General features: G+C 71.1%; 15 protein-coding genes and 1 pseudogene. 7 read left to right on the top strand and 9 right to left on the bottom strand.

Annotation, left to right across the window (positions count from 1 at the left end; translation table 11 throughout):
- Together G3573_RS13940 and G3573_RS13935 are read left to right on the top strand one after the other, a co-directional pair.
- Positions 1 to 261 (top strand): hypothetical protein (locus G3573_RS13940; RefSeq protein ID WP_205598254.1); only part of this gene is annotated, 261 nt, incomplete at its 5' end.
- 11 nt (positions 262 to 272) lie between these two features.
- Positions 273 to 1,364 (top strand): DUF2336 domain-containing protein, encoded by a 1,092-nt coding sequence (locus G3573_RS13935; RefSeq protein WP_163261847.1) that lies wholly within the window; start codon positions 273 to 275, stop codon positions 1,362 to 1,364.
- Here G3573_RS13935 and G3573_RS13930 read toward each other — a convergent pair.
- A complete protein-coding gene (locus G3573_RS13930; RefSeq protein WP_163261846.1) occupies positions 1,361 to 2,383 on the bottom strand; it encodes a TonB family protein in 1,023 nt (340 codons plus the stop codon). The two genes, G3573_RS13935 and G3573_RS13930, sit on opposite strands and share 4 nt — an antisense overlap.
- A gap of 73 nt (positions 2,384 to 2,456) precedes the next feature.
- Complete coding sequence (locus G3573_RS13925) at positions 2,457 to 3,785, bottom strand: hypothetical protein (protein ID WP_163261845.1); 1,329 nt, start codon at positions 3,783 to 3,785, stop codon at positions 2,457 to 2,459.
- A 190-nt stretch (positions 3,786 to 3,975) separates the two neighbouring features.
- On the opposite strand from G3573_RS13925, the gene G3573_RS22020 reads away from it, so the two are divergent.
- On the top strand, positions 3,976 to 4,779 hold the full coding sequence (locus G3573_RS22020; RefSeq protein WP_205598253.1) for an SWFGD domain-containing protein: 804 nt from the start codon (positions 3,976 to 3,978) through the stop codon (positions 4,777 to 4,779).
- Positions 4,780 to 4,847: 68 nt separating this feature from the next.
- Here G3573_RS22020 and G3573_RS13915 read toward each other — a convergent pair whose 3' ends face one another.
- Positions 4,848 to 5,273, bottom strand: a complete 426-nt coding sequence (locus tag G3573_RS13915) for an OsmC family protein (RefSeq protein WP_163261844.1) — start codon at positions 5,271 to 5,273, stop codon at positions 4,848 to 4,850.
- Positions 5,274 to 5,437: 164 nt separating this feature from the next.
- Here G3573_RS13915 and G3573_RS13910 point away from each other — a divergent pair, with 164 nt between their 5' ends.
- The 3 genes from G3573_RS13910 to G3573_RS13900 all read left to right on the top strand — a co-directional run bounded on the left by G3573_RS13910 (position 5,438) and on the right by G3573_RS13900 (position 7,382).
- Positions 5,438 to 6,049 carry an SH3 domain-containing protein gene (locus tag G3573_RS13910; protein ID WP_163261843.1) on the top strand — a complete coding sequence of 204 codons (612 nt, stop codon included), beginning with the start codon at positions 5,438 to 5,440 and terminating at the stop codon, positions 6,047 to 6,049.
- Positions 6,050 to 6,166: 117 nt separating this feature from the next.
- Complete coding sequence (locus G3573_RS13905; RefSeq protein ID WP_163261842.1) at positions 6,167 to 6,784, top strand: DUF938 domain-containing protein; 618 nt, start codon at positions 6,167 to 6,169, stop codon at positions 6,782 to 6,784.
- A gap of 28 nt (positions 6,785 to 6,812) precedes the next feature.
- A complete protein-coding gene (locus tag G3573_RS13900; protein ID WP_163261841.1) occupies positions 6,813 to 7,382 on the top strand; it encodes a methylated-DNA--[protein]-cysteine S-methyltransferase in 570 nt (189 codons plus the stop codon).
- Here G3573_RS13900 and G3573_RS13895 read toward each other — a convergent pair.
- The 6 genes from G3573_RS13895 to G3573_RS13870 form a co-directional block, all read right to left on the bottom strand.
- A complete protein-coding gene (locus G3573_RS13895) occupies positions 7,379 to 7,993 on the bottom strand; it encodes an energy transducer TonB (protein WP_163261840.1) in 615 nt (204 codons plus the stop codon). The genes G3573_RS13900 and G3573_RS13895 overlap by 4 nt on opposite strands.
- A gap of 48 nt (positions 7,994 to 8,041) precedes the next feature.
- On the bottom strand, positions 8,042 to 9,652 hold the full coding sequence (locus G3573_RS13890) for a peptide chain release factor 3 (protein ID WP_163261839.1): 1,611 nt from the start codon (positions 9,650 to 9,652) through the stop codon (positions 8,042 to 8,044).
- A 66-nt stretch (positions 9,653 to 9,718) separates the two neighbouring features.
- Positions 9,719 to 11,254, bottom strand: coding sequence for a hypothetical protein (locus G3573_RS13885; RefSeq protein WP_163261838.1), 1,536 nt, complete (start codon positions 11,252 to 11,254; stop codon positions 9,719 to 9,721).
- Positions 11,255 to 11,383: 129 nt separating this feature from the next.
- The gene (locus tag G3573_RS13880; RefSeq protein ID WP_163261837.1) at positions 11,384 to 12,886 is read right to left on the bottom strand and encodes a DUF1570 domain-containing protein; all 1,503 of its coding nucleotides are present in this window, start codon (positions 12,884 to 12,886) and stop codon (positions 11,384 to 11,386) included.
- A gap of 106 nt (positions 12,887 to 12,992) precedes the next feature.
- Complete coding sequence (locus G3573_RS13875) at positions 12,993 to 13,373, bottom strand: hypothetical protein (RefSeq protein ID WP_163261836.1); 381 nt, start codon at positions 13,371 to 13,373, stop codon at positions 12,993 to 12,995.
- Between the two features lie 75 nt (positions 13,374 to 13,448).
- On the bottom strand, positions 13,449 to 13,781 hold the full coding sequence (locus G3573_RS13870; protein WP_163261835.1) for a DUF1491 family protein: 333 nt from the start codon (positions 13,779 to 13,781) through the stop codon (positions 13,449 to 13,451).
- Between the two features lie 82 nt (positions 13,782 to 13,863).
- Here G3573_RS13870 and G3573_RS13865 point away from each other — a divergent pair.
- Positions 13,864 to 14,169 (top strand): annotated as a pseudogene (locus G3573_RS13865) (hypothetical protein); the annotation flags it as partial.

Below are 14,169 nucleotides of genomic sequence, written 5' to 3'. Positions count from 1 at the left end.
CCCCAATCGGCCCCGCAGCCGACGACGCCGGCCGCCGCGCCCGTGACCGTCGCCGAGGCGCCGGCGCGCCCCGACGGGCCGCGCCGCTATTCGGTGCACCGCGCCTTCGGCGAAGCGCCCGACCGGCCGCAGTTGCCGAGCGAATTCTTCCTCGACGGCCCGCCCGTCGATCTCGCCGATCCCCCGCCCCAGCCGCTGAGCGAACGCGACGAGCGCCGCCTGCGCACTGAAGCGGCCTCCCCGGACACCCTGAGTAACTGAGCATCCGAAGCATGAGCGGCTCCAAACTCGTCGACCTCATCGCCCTCGCCAAGGAGGACTCCAGCCCCCGCCGGCGCGAGCTGCTGCGCGAGGTCACGGACCTGTTCTTCACGCACCAGCAGCCGGCCACGGAGCCGGAGATGCAGCTGTTCGACAGCGTGCTGACCCAGCTCTCCTCGGAGATGGAGGAGCAGGTGCGCGCCGACCTGGGCTTACGCTTCGCCGACGCCGAACGGGCGCCGCGCGGCCTGATCCGGCGGCTCGCCAACGACACCCTGGCGGTCGCCGAGCCGATCCTGACCCGCTCGACCGCCCTGACCGAAGAGGACTTGCTGGAGGTCGTGCGCAAGCACGGCCAGGGCCACCTGCAGGCGGTCTCGCGCCGTGACCACGTGTCCGAGCGGGTGTCGGACGTGATCGTGGAGCGCGGCGACGACCAAACGCTGGGCGTGCTGCTGCGCAACGACGGCGCGGAGCTGTCGCGCCAGGCCTCGGAAACCGTGGTCGATCGCGCCGCCTCGAACCCCGACCTGCAGGAGGCCGCCATCAACCGCGGCACCCTGCCGCCCGACCTGCTGAACGAGCTGTACTTCGTGGCCGAGGCGCGCCTGCGCCAGCGCATCCTCGACGAGAACGCCAAGCTGGATCCGGCCGCCCTGGAAAAGGCCCTGGCCAACGGCCGCCGCACGGTCGCGGCCAAGGACGGCGCCCTGCCGGCCGACTACGACGCGGCCGAGGCCTACATCCGCGAGCTGCGCGACGCCGGCGAGCTGACCCCGCGCGTGCTGGCCCGCTTCCTGCGCTCCGGCGGCATGACCCAGTTCCTGGTCGCCCTGGCCCAGCTGGCCGACATCGACTTCCACACCGCCCGTCACATCGTCGAGCGGCAGGAGCTCGACGCCCTGGCCATCGTCTGCAAGGCGGCCGACCTCGACCGGGCGCTGTTCCTGACCTACGCGGTGGTGCTGCTCAGCAAGGAAGCCGACGCCATGGGCCGGGCCCAGGAGTACGGCAAGCTGTACGGCGACCTGCCCAAGGAGACGGCCCTGCGCACCATCCGCTTCTGGCGGGTGCGCCGGCAGTCGACGGACCTGGCGGCCTAAGGTTTCGCGGCGGGCGCGGGCGGCGCTGCCGCGGGTGCCTCGTCGGCCTCGTCCACGAACTGGAATCCGATCCGCACGCGGGCGCCGTCCACCGGCCGGCCCTCGTTCGTCCACGCGCTCGCTCTGAACAGAGCCGCCGCGGCGACGGCGGTGTCGCCGAACCCGACGTTGGCGGCCGATTCCGACACGACGTGACAGTCCACCAACACGCCCTGCGCTCCCACCAGGCACTCCGCGGTCGCCCGCCCCTCGCTCAGACCGGCGGCGCGCGCCGCGGCGGGGAAGGCGAGCGCCGCCGGGTTGGCGCGCTGCGCCCACGCGGGTTTGCTCAACAAGCGCCGATCTTCCACGCCGGGGCTCCCGCCCGGGTCGAACTGGAACGGCACCAGAATGCGGGTGTCCTTCAGCTTGTCGGCGCCGGCCATCCGGAACTTGCCGAGCAGCTTGCGCGCGGCCGGCGTCAACCCGGCGCCCTGCTCGCTGGCTTCCTTCTCATCGCAGTCGGTGAGGGTTCCGTCCGGTTTGAAGCCGCAGTTCAGAACGACCCGCGCGGCCGTCGCCACCTTCCCGCCCCGAGCCGCCTGGACCTCCGCTCGCGTCGGCGCCTCCAGCCAGACCGCCTGGGTTACCATGTCGAAGGATTTGCCCCCGACGCCCCGCTCCAGATCCCAGTTGATCGGAATACGGGCGGCCCTGACGACCGGCTTTCCGTCCACCGTGGCGGGCTTCATCTTGAACAGCGGCGCGGCGAGGAGCGCGGCGGCGCCGAAGCCATACCCTTCGGGCGTCTCGGAAATGACGCGGCAATTCCGGAGGTTGCCGTCGACCGCGACGTCGCACTCGATCACCGCCTTGCCGTCCTGACCTTCCTTAGCGGCCTTGGCCGGCAGGAAGCTCAACAACTGGTCGCCGGACGCCCTCTTCGCCCAGGCAGGCGGGACTTCCTTGGGCTCCGCCGCATTGGCCGACGCGGCTACGAGCACCGCCGCGACGACGGCGAAAATGGCGACACGATGCATGGATCCCCCCACCCCGGGAACTTAGGCGGCGGAGGGAACGGTGTCACGTCCAGCAATCGCGGTTCAGCGAACGCTACGCCGCGCGCACGCGCTCCAGGCCTTCGGCGGCGATCACGGCCAGGGTCCTCAGGCCCTGTTCGCAGAACACGTCCAGCGCCGCCTCGTAGGCGTAGACAGCGGCGTCGCGTTCGCGGAACTCGCCCAGCAGCTCGGCGCGCGCCTCGTACAGGCGGCCCAGATTGGCCTGGATCACCGCCCAGCCGCTCGGGTCGGCTTCGGGCTTGGCGCCGGCCAGCTCCGAACGGAAGGCGGCCTCGGCCCGCGCCAGGGCGGTGAGGTCGCCGCGGCGCTCGGCCCGGCGCGCCACGCAGGCGGCGCGGTCGCTGGCGATGGTGGCCCGCATGACCAGGGCCGTGCCGATCGCGGCGTCCAGCGCCTCGTCGTAGGACACCTCGGCCTGTTCGAAGGCGGCGTCGCTGTCGGACGCCTCGCCCAGCGCCTGCAGGGCCTGGCCCAGGGCGTGCTGGAAGCGGGCCCAGTCGAGCGGGCTGTGGTCGCGGGTGTAGCGCTCGCCGATCTCGACCAGGGCCGAGACGCCCTCGGCGATCAGGTCGACCCGCACGCACAGCGCGCCCAGCGCCGTCAGGCAGGCGCCGCACAGTTCGGCGGCGCGGGCCCAGGTCAGGGGCTCGTAGTCGGGATCCAGATGCTCGACCAGCTGGGCCACGTCGCGCGCGGCGCCCTCCAGCAGGCGCGCGTCCTTGCGGTGCACGCCGAAGATGGCCAGCAGCTCCGCACGCGCCACGCGCGCGGCGGCCGCTTCCAGCCGCACCGCCGGCGAGCCGCGGTCGGCGGCCAGGCGCTCCAGCTTGTGCACGGCGGAATCGTATAACGCGGCGGCCTCGAGCGCCCGGGCGTAGTCGCCCGATCCGATCGCGTCGCGCGCGGCCAGCCGAGCGTAGGCGGTCTCCAGCCGGGCTTCCGCCACCGCGTCGAGCCCCTGCCCCGCCGCCGCCTCCAGAAGAGTGCGGGCGGTGTCGGCCAGGCCCTGGTCGCCGAACAGGTCGGCGCCGGCCAGGCAGGTCAGGCCCTGCTCCAGCGCCGCCCGGGCCTGGTCGCTCAGCTTGCGCGAGGCCTTGCCGGCGGCCTCGGCCGCAGCGGCGGACTTGCGCAAGGCGGCCGGATCGCCGGTCCGGCGCGCGTACTCACGCCAGATGGCGGCCGCCTCGAAGCGGTGCGGCAGGGGGTCTCGCGTCGAGACCCGGCCCGCGGCGATGTCCGCGGCGCGGCCCTGTCCGGCCAGCATGCGCGCGTCCAGAAGCTCCAGCAGACTGGGATCGGCCGCGTCGGAAGCCGCTGCGACGCCTAATATTCTTTTCAGTTCGCGTTCGAAGTCGAACATCGACGGTCCTCAGTAGGCGTCCCATCCCGGGACGCCCGCGCCCTCTCGGGACGGGTATGAGCAAACGCGACGCCCCTCGCCGGGTTTCAGCGGGACAGGCCGTATCAGGCCGGAACCTGACCCTTTCCCCTCCGGTTTTCCCGGGTAGGCGGCGGGGGCCAGCCAAGATCAGCGCGGAAAGGCGAGTTGAATGGCCGACAGGTGGAGAGACGACGAGCGCCATCGGACCTGGGCGGAACGCGAGCGCCATGAAACGCGCGCGCAAGACTACCGGGGCCAGGACTACCGGGGGCAAGATTACAGAGGACAGGATTACCGGGGCCAAGACTTCCGGACTGGGGATTACCGCGCGCAGGATCGGGATTACGGCCGCAGCTACGGCCAGGGCGGCGGCTGGTACGGCGCCGAGCACGGCCGCTACGGCCAGACCTACGGCGCCGACTACGGGCGCGGGGAGTACGGCCGCGGGCAGGGCTACGGCCAGGGCCAACACGCGCAGGGCCAGTACGCCCAGGGGCAATACGGTCAGGGCCAATACGGACAGGGCCAGTACGGCCAGAACCAGTACAGCCAGAGCCAATACGGGCAGTACGGCGGCCAGCCGAGCGCCTACGGCCACGAGCGCGCGCCGGGCTACGGCGGCTATTACGGCTCGGGCGCGACGCCGCAGGGCTATTACGGCGCCCAGGGCTATGGCGCCTACGGCCAGGAGCAGGCGCGCTGGGGCCAGGGCGCCTACGAGCGCCATCAGGGCTGGCACGGCCGCGACTACGGCGGCTACGACCGTGGCGAGGGCTGGCGCGGTCAGGGTCGGGAAGACCGCAACTTCATGAACCGGGCCGGCGACGAGGTGAAGAGCTGGTTCGGCGACGACGACGCCGAACGGCGCCGTCGCATGGACGAGATGCGCGAGCAGCGCGACGACCGCGGCCATTGGGAGCGCGGCCACTGGGAACGCGGCGGCCATTTCCGCGGGCCCGATCGCCCCTGGTGATCCGCGCCAGATGAACCGAACCGGCCCCGGAGCCTGCTCCGGGGCCACTTTCTTTTCGGCCCCGGCTTTCAGGCCAGGGTGGCGTTCAGGGTGATCTCGGCGTTCAGCACCCGCGACACCGGGCAGGTCTTCTCCGCCAGGCCGGCCAGCTCGTCGAACTTGGCCTTGTCGACGCCGGGGACCTTGGCCTTCAGGGTCAGGGCCGAGCGGCTGATGTGAAAGCCGCCCTGGCCGTCCGGCTCCAGGGTCACCACCGCCTCGGTCTGCAGCTCTTCGGGGGGGAAGCCCGCGCCCTGCAGCTGGAACGCCAGGGCCATGGAGAAGCAGCCGGCGTGCGCCGCCGCGATCAGCTCCTCGGGGTTCGTGCCGGGCTCGTTCTCGAAGCGGGTCTTGAAGCTGTAGGGCGTCGCCGACAGCACGCCCGAGGCGCTGGTCAGCTCGCCGCCGCCGTCCTTGCCGGTTCCGCGCCAGACGGCGCGCGCCTTGCGGTCCATGGTCCTCTCCTCGTTCTGGAAGCGTAGGAAAAGCGGCGTCCGGCGACCCGGGTTCCGGTGGTGACGAACCTAAACAGAACCTGACAATTCGCCACGGCGCGCCGTTCAGCTTCGACGGGCTAGCTTGTCCATATCGGAACACGACAGCCCCCGAGGAGAAGAACATGTCGACGTCCCCCACCTTCCGCACCGCCGTCGTCGGCGCCGCCCTGATCGCCCTCGTCGGCGTCGTCCCGGCCGCCACGGCGCAAGAGCGCACCGGCGGCGGCGTCGGCTCGATCACCAACTGCGACGCCAAGGGCGGCAAGCAGGAAGTCGGCGCGGTGCTGGGCGCGCTCGCCGGCGCGGCGATCGGCTCCAACGTGGCCAAGAACGAACGCACCGCCGGCGCCGTGGCCGGGGCCGCGGCCGGGGCCGCCGCCGGCTCCTGGACCGGCTGCAAGATGCAGCGCGACGAGGCCGCCGCGGGCCAGCGCGAGTACAAGGGCGAGCCCAAGGGCACCTATTCCAGCGGCGGCTACCGCCTGGCCCCGCAGGTCTCGCCCGCCCGCTTCAGCAAGGGCGGCGGCGCCTACGTGGCCACCGCCAACGTGAACCTGCGTTCGGCCCCCTCGACCAAGGCCGGCAAGCTGGGCGGCCTGTACACCGGCCAGAACTTCCAGGCTCTCGCCTACGCCGGCGACTGGGTGCTGGTCGGCCAAAACAACGTGGGCGTCGGTTACGTCCACTCCAGCTACGCCCGCCCCTCCGGCGGACGTTACGGCGGCGGCTACTAAGCCCCCTCCCCCTAGCCGCCGCGACGACGACGCCGCCCCGCTCCCCCCGGGGCGGCGTCATTCGTTTTGATCTCATCAGCCGTGACCGGCCCGGCGGCCTGGGTGTAGAGGCGGGACATGACCGACGCGCCCGCCTCCGCCGCCCTCTCCTCCCCCGCCGCCCTGCGCAATCGCGAGCCCATCCTCGAGGTGCTGCGCTCGGTCCTGCCTGCGTCAGGGCTGGTCCTGCACGTGGCCGAGGGGACCGGCGAGCACGCGGCGTATTTCGCGGCCGGCCTGCCGGGCCTGAACTTCCAGCCGACCGATCCGGACCCGACCGCGCGCGCCTCGATCGAGGCCTGGCGCGAGGCGAGCGGCCTTTCCAACCTGCGCCCGCCCCTGCCGCTGGACGCCGCGGCGCCGGACACCTGGCCGGTCGGCCACGCCGACGCGGTGGTCTGCATCAACATGGTCCACATCTCGCCGTGGGCGGCGACCGAGGGGCTGATGGCCGGGGCGGCGCGCGTCCTGCCCGTCGGCGGCCTGCTCTACCTCTACGGCCCGTACCTGGAGGCCGATGTGGAGACCGCGCCCAGCAACCTGGCCTTCGACCAGAGCCTGAAGTCGCGCGACCCGGCCTGGGGCCTGCGCGATCTGGCCGAGGTGAAGGCGCTGGCCGCCAGCCACGGCCTGGCCTTCACCCGCCGGGTGGAGATGCCGGCCAACAACCTCAGCGTCCTGTTCCGCAAGCGGTGAGCCGGGCCGGATGCTAGGATCAGAGCCGATGACCCACGGCTACACCCTGTTCGACACCGCGGTCGGCCGCTGCGGCCTGGCCTGGAGCGAGGCCGGGGTGGCGGCCGTGTCCCTGCCCGAGGGCGACGACGCGGCCACGCGCGCGCGGCTGCTGAAGCGCTGTCCGGCCGCGCAGGAGCAGGCGCCGCCGCCGCAGATCGCCCGCGCGGTCGAGCAGGTGGTCGCCCTGCTGGAGGGTCAGCCGATCGACTTCTCCGACGTGCCGCTGGATCTGGAAGCCGCCACGCCGTTCGAGCGGCGGGTCTACGACCTGGCCCTGCGCATTCCGCCGGGCGAGACGCGGACCTACGGCGCGATCGCCCGCGAGCTGGGTGAACCGGGCGCCGCGCAGGCGGTGGGCCGGGCGCTGGGGGCCAACCCGATCCCGATCATCGTGCCCTGCCACCGCGTGCTGGGCGCCGACGGCAAGGCCGGCGGCTTCTCCGCCCCGGGCGGCGTGTCGACCAAGGCGCGCATGCTGACCATCGAGGGCGCCAGGACCAGCGACCAGCCCACGCTGTTCGACGCCGAGATCTCGATCGCGCCGAAGCGGCGTTAGCCGCCCGCTTTCGCGGCCCGGCACTGGGCGAGCAGATCCGCCATGCGTTCCGGGTAGGCCCTGTTCAGGCGATCGGCGACGTCAGGGAGATAGTTGGCGCGTGCCTTGGCCATCCCCGGCTCCTCGCCCTCCGCTTCCATCGCTGCTTGGAAGGCGGCGATGCGCGCCTTGCGGTCCCGCCCCGGACGGCCCGCCTCGAATGCGGCGCAAAGCCTGCGGTTGTCGGGGTTGCCTTCGGGCGTCCAGCGAAGCGGCACTCTAACCCGCCCGCCGGCGAGGGACTCGCCGACCGGGCGCATCCGGAAGAACTGGGCCACGGCCAGGGTCGCTGCGCCGAATCCCCACCCGCTCGGCGTTTCTTCAGAGACTGCGCACGCCTCGAGCGTGCCGTCGGCGCGGACACGGCATTCGATGACGCCCCTGCCGGCCACCTCGAACTGCGCCGCCTCGGCCGGGTAGAAGGGCTCGAGGTCCTGGTAACGAGGCACGCTGGCCCAGTCCGGCTTGGTGACGACCCGCACCCGGGGTGCGGGCTCCGGCTCCGCCGCGGCGGTGGCGAATGCCGTCCCGAGCAGGACCGCGCCCACCGCGAAACAAGTTCCGACCCGCATCCGCCCCTCCATCCCCGTCGCGAAAATGGCCGGGCACGGTCGACTCGTCTACCCGCGTTCCTTGGTCTTCTGGAAGCGCACCTTCGGATAGCGGTCGGCGACGTAGCCGATCTCCCAGGACGACTTGCCCAGGAACACGTCCTGGTCGTCGATGTCCGAGCCGATGGCCGTCTGGTGCTTGTTCATGAAGTCCTCGACGTCGGCCTTGTCGCCGGCCAGCCAGCGGGCCTCCGCGTACGGGCTCGGCTCGAAGATGACGTCCAGCTGGTATTCGTTGCCCAGGCGGTCGGCCATGACCTCGAACTGCAGCTGGCCGACGGCGCCGACGATGAAGTCGGCCCCGATGCGCGGGCGGAACAGCTGGGTCACGCCCTCCTCGGCCAGGCCTTCCAGCGCCTTTTTGAGGTGCTTGGCCTTCAGCGGATCCTTCACGCGCACGCGCTGCAGGATTTCCGGAGCGAAGTTCGGCAGGCCGGCGAAGCGCAGGCTGCCGGTCTCCGACAGGCTGTCGCCGACGCGCAGCACGCCGTGGTTGGGGATGCCGATGACGTCGCCGGCGTAGGCCTCCTCGGCCAGCTCGCGGTCCGAGGCGAAGAACATGATCGGCGCGTTCACGGACAGCTGCCGGCCGGTGTTCTGCACCTTCATCTTCATGCCGCGGCGGAAGGCGCCCGAGCACAGGCGCACCATGGCGATGCGGTCGCGGTGGTTGGGGTCCATGTTGGCCTGGACCTTGAACACGAAGCCGGTGACCTCGTCGCCGCCGGGCGCGACGTGGCTCTCGGCCCCGGCCTTCTCGGCCTTCACGATCTTCGGCGGCGGGGCGTAAGTCCCCAGGCCGTGCAGCAGCTGATCCACGCCGAAGTGGCGCAGCGCCGAGCCGAAGAACACCGGGGTCATGTGGCCTTCCAGGAAGGCCTGCGGGTCGAACGGCTTGGAGGCGTCGGTGACCAGCATGCCGCCTTCCTCGACCTCCTCGCGCTCAGCCTTGTCGAGGAAGCGCTCGATGTCGGCGCTGTCGAAGTCGACGGCGCCCGGATGGCCCTCGTCCTCGGCCGCCGCGCCGCCGGTCTTCTTGGCGAAGGGCAGGAACTTGCGATCCTGCAGGTTCAGCACGCCCTTGAAGCGGCCGCCCGAGCCGGCCGGCCAGTAGAGCGGCGCGGGGTCCAGGGCCAGCTTGGAGCTGATCTCGTCCAGCAGGGCGAACGGGTCCTGGGCCTCGCGGTCCATCTTGTTGATGAAGGTGAGGATCGGGATGTCGCGCAGGCGGCAGACCTCGAACAGCTTCAGGGTCTGCGGCTCGATGCCCTTGGCGGCGTCCAGCACCATGACCGCGGCGTCGGCCGCCGTCAGGGTCCGGTAGGTGTCTTCCGAGAAGTCTTCGTGGCCCGGGGTGTCGAGCAGGTTGAACATCAACCCCTCGTGCTCGAAGGTCATCACCGAGGCCGAGACGGAGATGCCGCGCTCGCGCTCGATCTTCATCCAGTCGGAGCGGGTGCGGCGGTTCTCGCCGCGCGCGCGCACCGCGCCGGCCGCCCGGATGGCGTCGCCGGCCAGCAGCAGGTGCTCGGTCAGCGTCGTCTTGCCGGCGTCGGGGTGCGAGATGATCGCGAAGGTGCGACGGCGGGCGGCTTCGGCGGCGGGAGAGGTCTTGGACATGCGGCCGCCGGGTTAGCCGACGCAGGGCTGCGTGGCAACGCGGCCCTGCGCGCGGGCCGCGCCCGGCTAGCCGGCTGAGCCCTGTCCGCCACCGCCCGTCGCGGCGGCCTTGGCCGGGGAGCTCTTGCCGGCGAGCCGCTCCAGTTCCGCCTTCGCCGCTTCGACCACCGGCCCGCTGTGCGGCGCGTTGGCCAGCAGCCTCAGCTTCACCGTGGCCTCATCCGTCCGTCCTCGGGCGGCCAGCGCCCTGGCGGTCTCGAATGCGATGGTCTCCACCTGCGGCGCGATCTGGTTGGCCAGCAAGAGGACGTCGAGCGTGTTCTCGGACGGATAGTCCGGATCGGTCGAGCGCGCGAGGGCGTAGGCGTAGAGCGTCTGGTAGTGGTCCGGGTCGGCCTTGATGGCCTTGGCCAGCAGCGGCCGGGCCTCGGCGAACAACGCCGCCCGTCGGGCGCCGTCGGCGCGACCCGCCTTCAGCTTGCTGCGCGCCAGTAGGCGCAGAACTTCCACATCATTCGGATCGGCCGCGAGCCGCCGCCCCAGCAGGGCCTCCGCCGCCAACGGGTCGCCGTGGTCGATCTCTGCCCTGGCGAGGGTGAGCTCGGCGAAGCGATCGCCCGGGTGCCTAGCCGCCGCCGAACGCACCTTCGCCAGATAAGCGGGCGCTTCCTTCTCGTCGAACGACCACAGGACGCGCTGGCGCAGGATCAGCAGGTCGTCAGCGCTGGCCGGCATCGTCGTGACCGTCACCGCACGCGGGATCACCTGGCGGCCGTGGCGCACATAGCCCAGCGGCTTGCGCGCATAGGCGCGCAGCTCGCGCTCCAGCGCCTTGACGTCGGCGCCGGTCGCGACCTCCATGGCCTTCACCGGATCCTGGCCCTCCGCCACGGCCCGCATGTAGGCGCCGAGCTGCTTCTGGCGGCCGGCGTCGGCCTGCATGTAGTGGGTCAACAGCCATGCCTGGGCGTAGAAGGCGGCCCCCTTTTCCGCGCTCAGGCCCCAGGCGGTCTTGCCCAGCAGGTATTCGATCGGCACCCAGTCGAGGCTGAGGCTGTACGCCCGGTCGCCGGCGTTGCCGACGTCGATCCGATCGGCGCGGATGTCGGTGGTGGAGAAGTACTCCGCCCATCCCTCGCTCAGCCAGGCCGGATAGGGATAGGGGAAGTACTGCGCCATGAAGTGGTGCACGTACTCGTGGAACAGGGTCTCGTCGCGATCGTCCTTGTCCCGGGAGCGATAGGCCGCCGCGAAGACGTCATCGTCGTCCGCACTGTAGAAGCCGGCGATCAACGAGCCCGTGCCGAAGGACCGCTGCAGGTCCTCCACGCTGCGCATCAGGTAGATGTCGAGCTTTCGGTCCACCGGCGCGTCGACGGGCAGGCCGTGGTAGTAGCGCAGGACGGAGTCGAAATCCTCCAGACGCCGCGAGTAGTCGCGCAGCACCTGCTCGTCGCCGTTGCTGTAGATGACGAAGTGGTCGCTTTCCGCCCGCAGCCACTTGGCCTGGGCCACCCCGGGCGCCAGCAGCGCCACACAGGCTACCGCCGCCACCCACCACCCACGCAGGCCGGAAAAGCGGCCCGAACTCGCCCCGAACATCAACGCCCCACTCGATACGAGGGCGCAGACTAGCGCCCGCGTTGCAGAACGGTCCAGCTCGCTGCGCGAGGGTCGACGAACGACGTCACTTCGGGGGAGCTGGAGAAGCCGGCCCCGCCCGCACGCGCCTCAGCCGCCGCCCGCCGCCGTCTCCGCCGGCGCGTCGAGCCCGGCGAGCATCGACTTGGCCTCGCTCGCGCCGCCGCCGCCGTGGGGGGCGTTGGCGAGTATCTTCAGCAGCACCCGCGCCTCGTCCTTGCGGTCGCGCCGGATCATGGCGTCGGCCGTCCTCAGGCTGATCTCGTCGACCTGCGGGGCCAGCTGGTGCGCGAGCAGCAGGACGTTCAGCACGTTTTCCGACGGATAGTCCGGGTCGGTCGAGCGCGAGCGCGCATAGGCGTACAGGGTCTGGTAGTGGTCAGGGACCAGCTTGTTGGCGCGGGCGATGTAGGGCCGCGCCTTGGCGAAGAACTCGGCGCGCCGGTCGGGGTCCGCCTCGCCCGCTTCCAGGCAGCTTTCCCCCATGAGCCGCAGCGCCTCGACGTCGTCGGGATTCGCCTTGAGCAGGCGCTGGAGGATGTCCTCGCCGACCGCCCGTGCGCCGTACTCGATTTCCGCGTCGGCCTGGGCCAGCTGGGCGAAGCGGTCGCCCTCGTACTTGGCCGCCCGCTTGCGGACGTCGGCGACGAACCGGTCGCGATCGTCCTTGTCGACGCCGCGCTTCATGCGCTGCACTTCCATCAGCAGGTCGGTCGCCGAGGCCGGCAGGGCCGAGACCTTCACCTCGACGTCGGCGTGCGGCTTGCGGGTCAGGCGCTGGAAGAAGAACTTGCCGTCGACGTAGGCCCGCATCGACTTTTCGAGCGATTGCGCGTCCTGGCCGGTGACGCGCCACATGGCGGCCGCCGGATCCTCGCCGTCCTGACCGACCGCCTTCAGATAGGCCGTCAACTGGGCGCGCCGCTCCGGCTTGGCCTGCATGTAGTGCACCAGCAGCCACGACTGCGCGTAGAAGCGGAAGCGCTGCTCGTCGTCCTTCAGCTGCCAGACCGACTTGCCCAGCATGTCTTTCAACGGCAGCCAGGTGTCGAACAGGCTGCCCACCCGCCCGTCGCTGTAGCGGCCGATGTCGATCCGGTCAGGGTGGACGTCCACGGTCGAGAAGTACTCGGCCCAGCCTTCCACCACCCACGCGGGGTAGGCGTAGGGGAAGTACTGCATCATGAAATGGTGGGCGTACTCGTGGAACGCGTAGTCGTTGGTGTCCTTGTCACTGCCGGTGCGCTTCGCCACCGCGAACACATCGTTCGGCGACGACATGTAGAAGCCGGCCACCTCTTCGGGCGCCTTCGGCCAGAGCCGATCAAAGCTCGACGAGTTGGTGAGATAGATCTCGAACTTGCGCGGCGCGTCCTGGGTCTCCGGCACGCCGTGGAACATGCGCAGGACGCCGTCGTAGTCCTCGAGCTTCAGCGCGTAGTCGCGCAGGGTGCGCTCGTCGAGCTGGCCGTAGACGACGAAGTGCTTGCTCTCCGCCTTCAGCCAGCCGGCCGCCTGGGCCGGGCTGCTTCCCGCCAGGACGGCGACCGCCAGGGCGCACGCGCCGATGAAGCCCCTGAGATTTCGCCCCACGCTCGCCCCCAAGCTGTACCGAGACCGGTCGCGACAATAGGCGGAGCCGCAAGGCTCCGCCATACGTCGTTCGACGATCTTGGGTTCAGGAACGAGGTGGCGGCGATCAGGCCGCCAGGCGCTTCCAGACCTTCTTGTCGGCGGTCTTCACGTCCAGCTCGCCCTCGCGGTTCTTCGCGTCCAGCGCGCGGATCATTTCTTCGGAGAGGCTGGCGAAGCGGGCGCCGACGCGTTCGGGCGCGCAGCCCGCGGCCGGCGCCATGAACAGGGCGGCGTTGGCGTCGGGCTGCTTGGTCGCCAGCAGCCAGGCCAGGCGCCGCGCGCGCTCCGGATCGTTCCGGTGCAGCAGCGGGTCTTCGGCGAACAGTTCGCGGCCCAGGCCGATCACATAGGCCAGGCTGAGCGCCTCAAAGCGGCGCGCGTCGTGCGGGGTGACAAGACCTTTCGGGTCGACGTCGAACACCGCGTCGTTGAGCAAGTAAAGCACCGAGCGAACCTTCTGTACGCCGAGAACAGCGTGACCATAGATCGAACGGCGTTGCGCTCCCGTTGAGGAACGCGGTTAACGATTCTCGACCGGTTCGGTGAGGAAGTGACGACCCAGTAAGTCTTCGATCTCGACCAGCCAGAAGTCGGGGTCGATGCGGGCCTGGCGCTCGACATAGGCGTCCAGCGTGGGCTCCTCCTCCGAGGCGACCGGCTGGATCCACACCCGCTCGCCGTCGCCGCGCAGCGCCTCGACATAGAGGCGCGCGGTGCGCTCGCGCAGGTTCACCGCCTTGACCAGCACCGTTCCAGCCCGGTCGTCGCCCTTGCGCGCGACCGTGGCGAAAGCGCCTTCGGCCTGGGCCCGGCGGATCAGCGCGCCGACCCAGATGTCTGTCGAAAGCAACAAAGCCTTTACCCTAAAAGGAAACCGGACGGAAAAGCCGACGCGCTAGTGTGCCCGCACGACCCTTTAGAAGAAAGCGGCGGACATGACCCGCGCGAACCGCGCGAAAACCCGGATCGGGACGGCGATCGCCCTTGCGGCGGCGCTGGCTCCGCTCGCCGCCCAGGCGCTGGGTTCGGCCGACCTGTTTTACGAGCGCACCCTGATGCGCGCCGCCGACGACCGCTGCGGCCTGTTCGCTCCGCAGATCTCCACCGCGCTCGACGCGGCCGCCTCCCAGGCCCGCGGCGCGGCCCTGCGCTCCGGCACGACCGCGGCGGCGCTGAGCTCGGTCGAGAGCCGCGCCAAGGCCAAGGCGGCGGCCACGCCATGCGCCTCGCCCGACCTGACC

Source organism: Caulobacter sp. 17J65-9, assembly GCF_010975005.1.
Lineage (GTDB): Bacteria > Pseudomonadota > Alphaproteobacteria > Caulobacterales > Caulobacteraceae > 17J80-11.
Note: the sequence above shows the minus strand (reverse complement) of the source record. Positions and strands in the feature narration are given on the sequence as shown.

Bases quoted from the DNA above. Each gene is read 5' to 3' on its own strand.
- G3573_RS13930 (WP_163261846.1), bottom strand. From the start codon at position 2,383: ATGCATCGTGTCGCCATTTTCGCCGTCGTCGCGGCGGTGCTCGTAGCC.
- G3573_RS13925 (WP_163261845.1), bottom strand. From the start codon at position 3,785: ATGTTCGACTTCGAACGCGAACTGAAAAGAATATTAGGCGTCGCAGCG.
- G3573_RS13885 (WP_163261838.1), bottom strand. From the start codon at position 11,254: ATGTTCGGGGCGAGTTCGGGCCGCTTTTCCGGCCTGCGTGGGTGGTGG.
- G3573_RS22020 (WP_205598253.1), top strand. From the start codon at position 3,976: ATGGCCGACAGGTGGAGAGACGACGAGCGCCATCGGACCTGGGCGGAA.
- G3573_RS13935 (WP_163261847.1), top strand. From the start codon at position 273: ATGAGCGGCTCCAAACTCGTCGACCTCATCGCCCTCGCCAAGGAGGAC.
- G3573_RS13895 (WP_163261840.1), bottom strand. From the start codon at position 7,993: ATGCGGGTCGGAACTTGTTTCGCGGTGGGCGCGGTCCTGCTCGGGACG.
- G3573_RS13905 (WP_163261842.1), top strand. From the start codon at position 6,167: ATGACCGACGCGCCCGCCTCCGCCGCCCTCTCCTCCCCCGCCGCCCTG.
- G3573_RS13900 (WP_163261841.1), top strand. From the start codon at position 6,813: ATGACCCACGGCTACACCCTGTTCGACACCGCGGTCGGCCGCTGCGGC.
- G3573_RS13890 (WP_163261839.1), bottom strand. From the start codon at position 9,652: ATGTCCAAGACCTCTCCCGCCGCCGAAGCCGCCCGCCGTCGCACCTTC.
- G3573_RS13910 (WP_163261843.1), top strand. From the start codon at position 5,438: ATGTCGACGTCCCCCACCTTCCGCACCGCCGTCGTCGGCGCCGCCCTG.
- G3573_RS13915 (WP_163261844.1), bottom strand. From the start codon at position 5,273: ATGGACCGCAAGGCGCGCGCCGTCTGGCGCGGAACCGGCAAGGACGGC.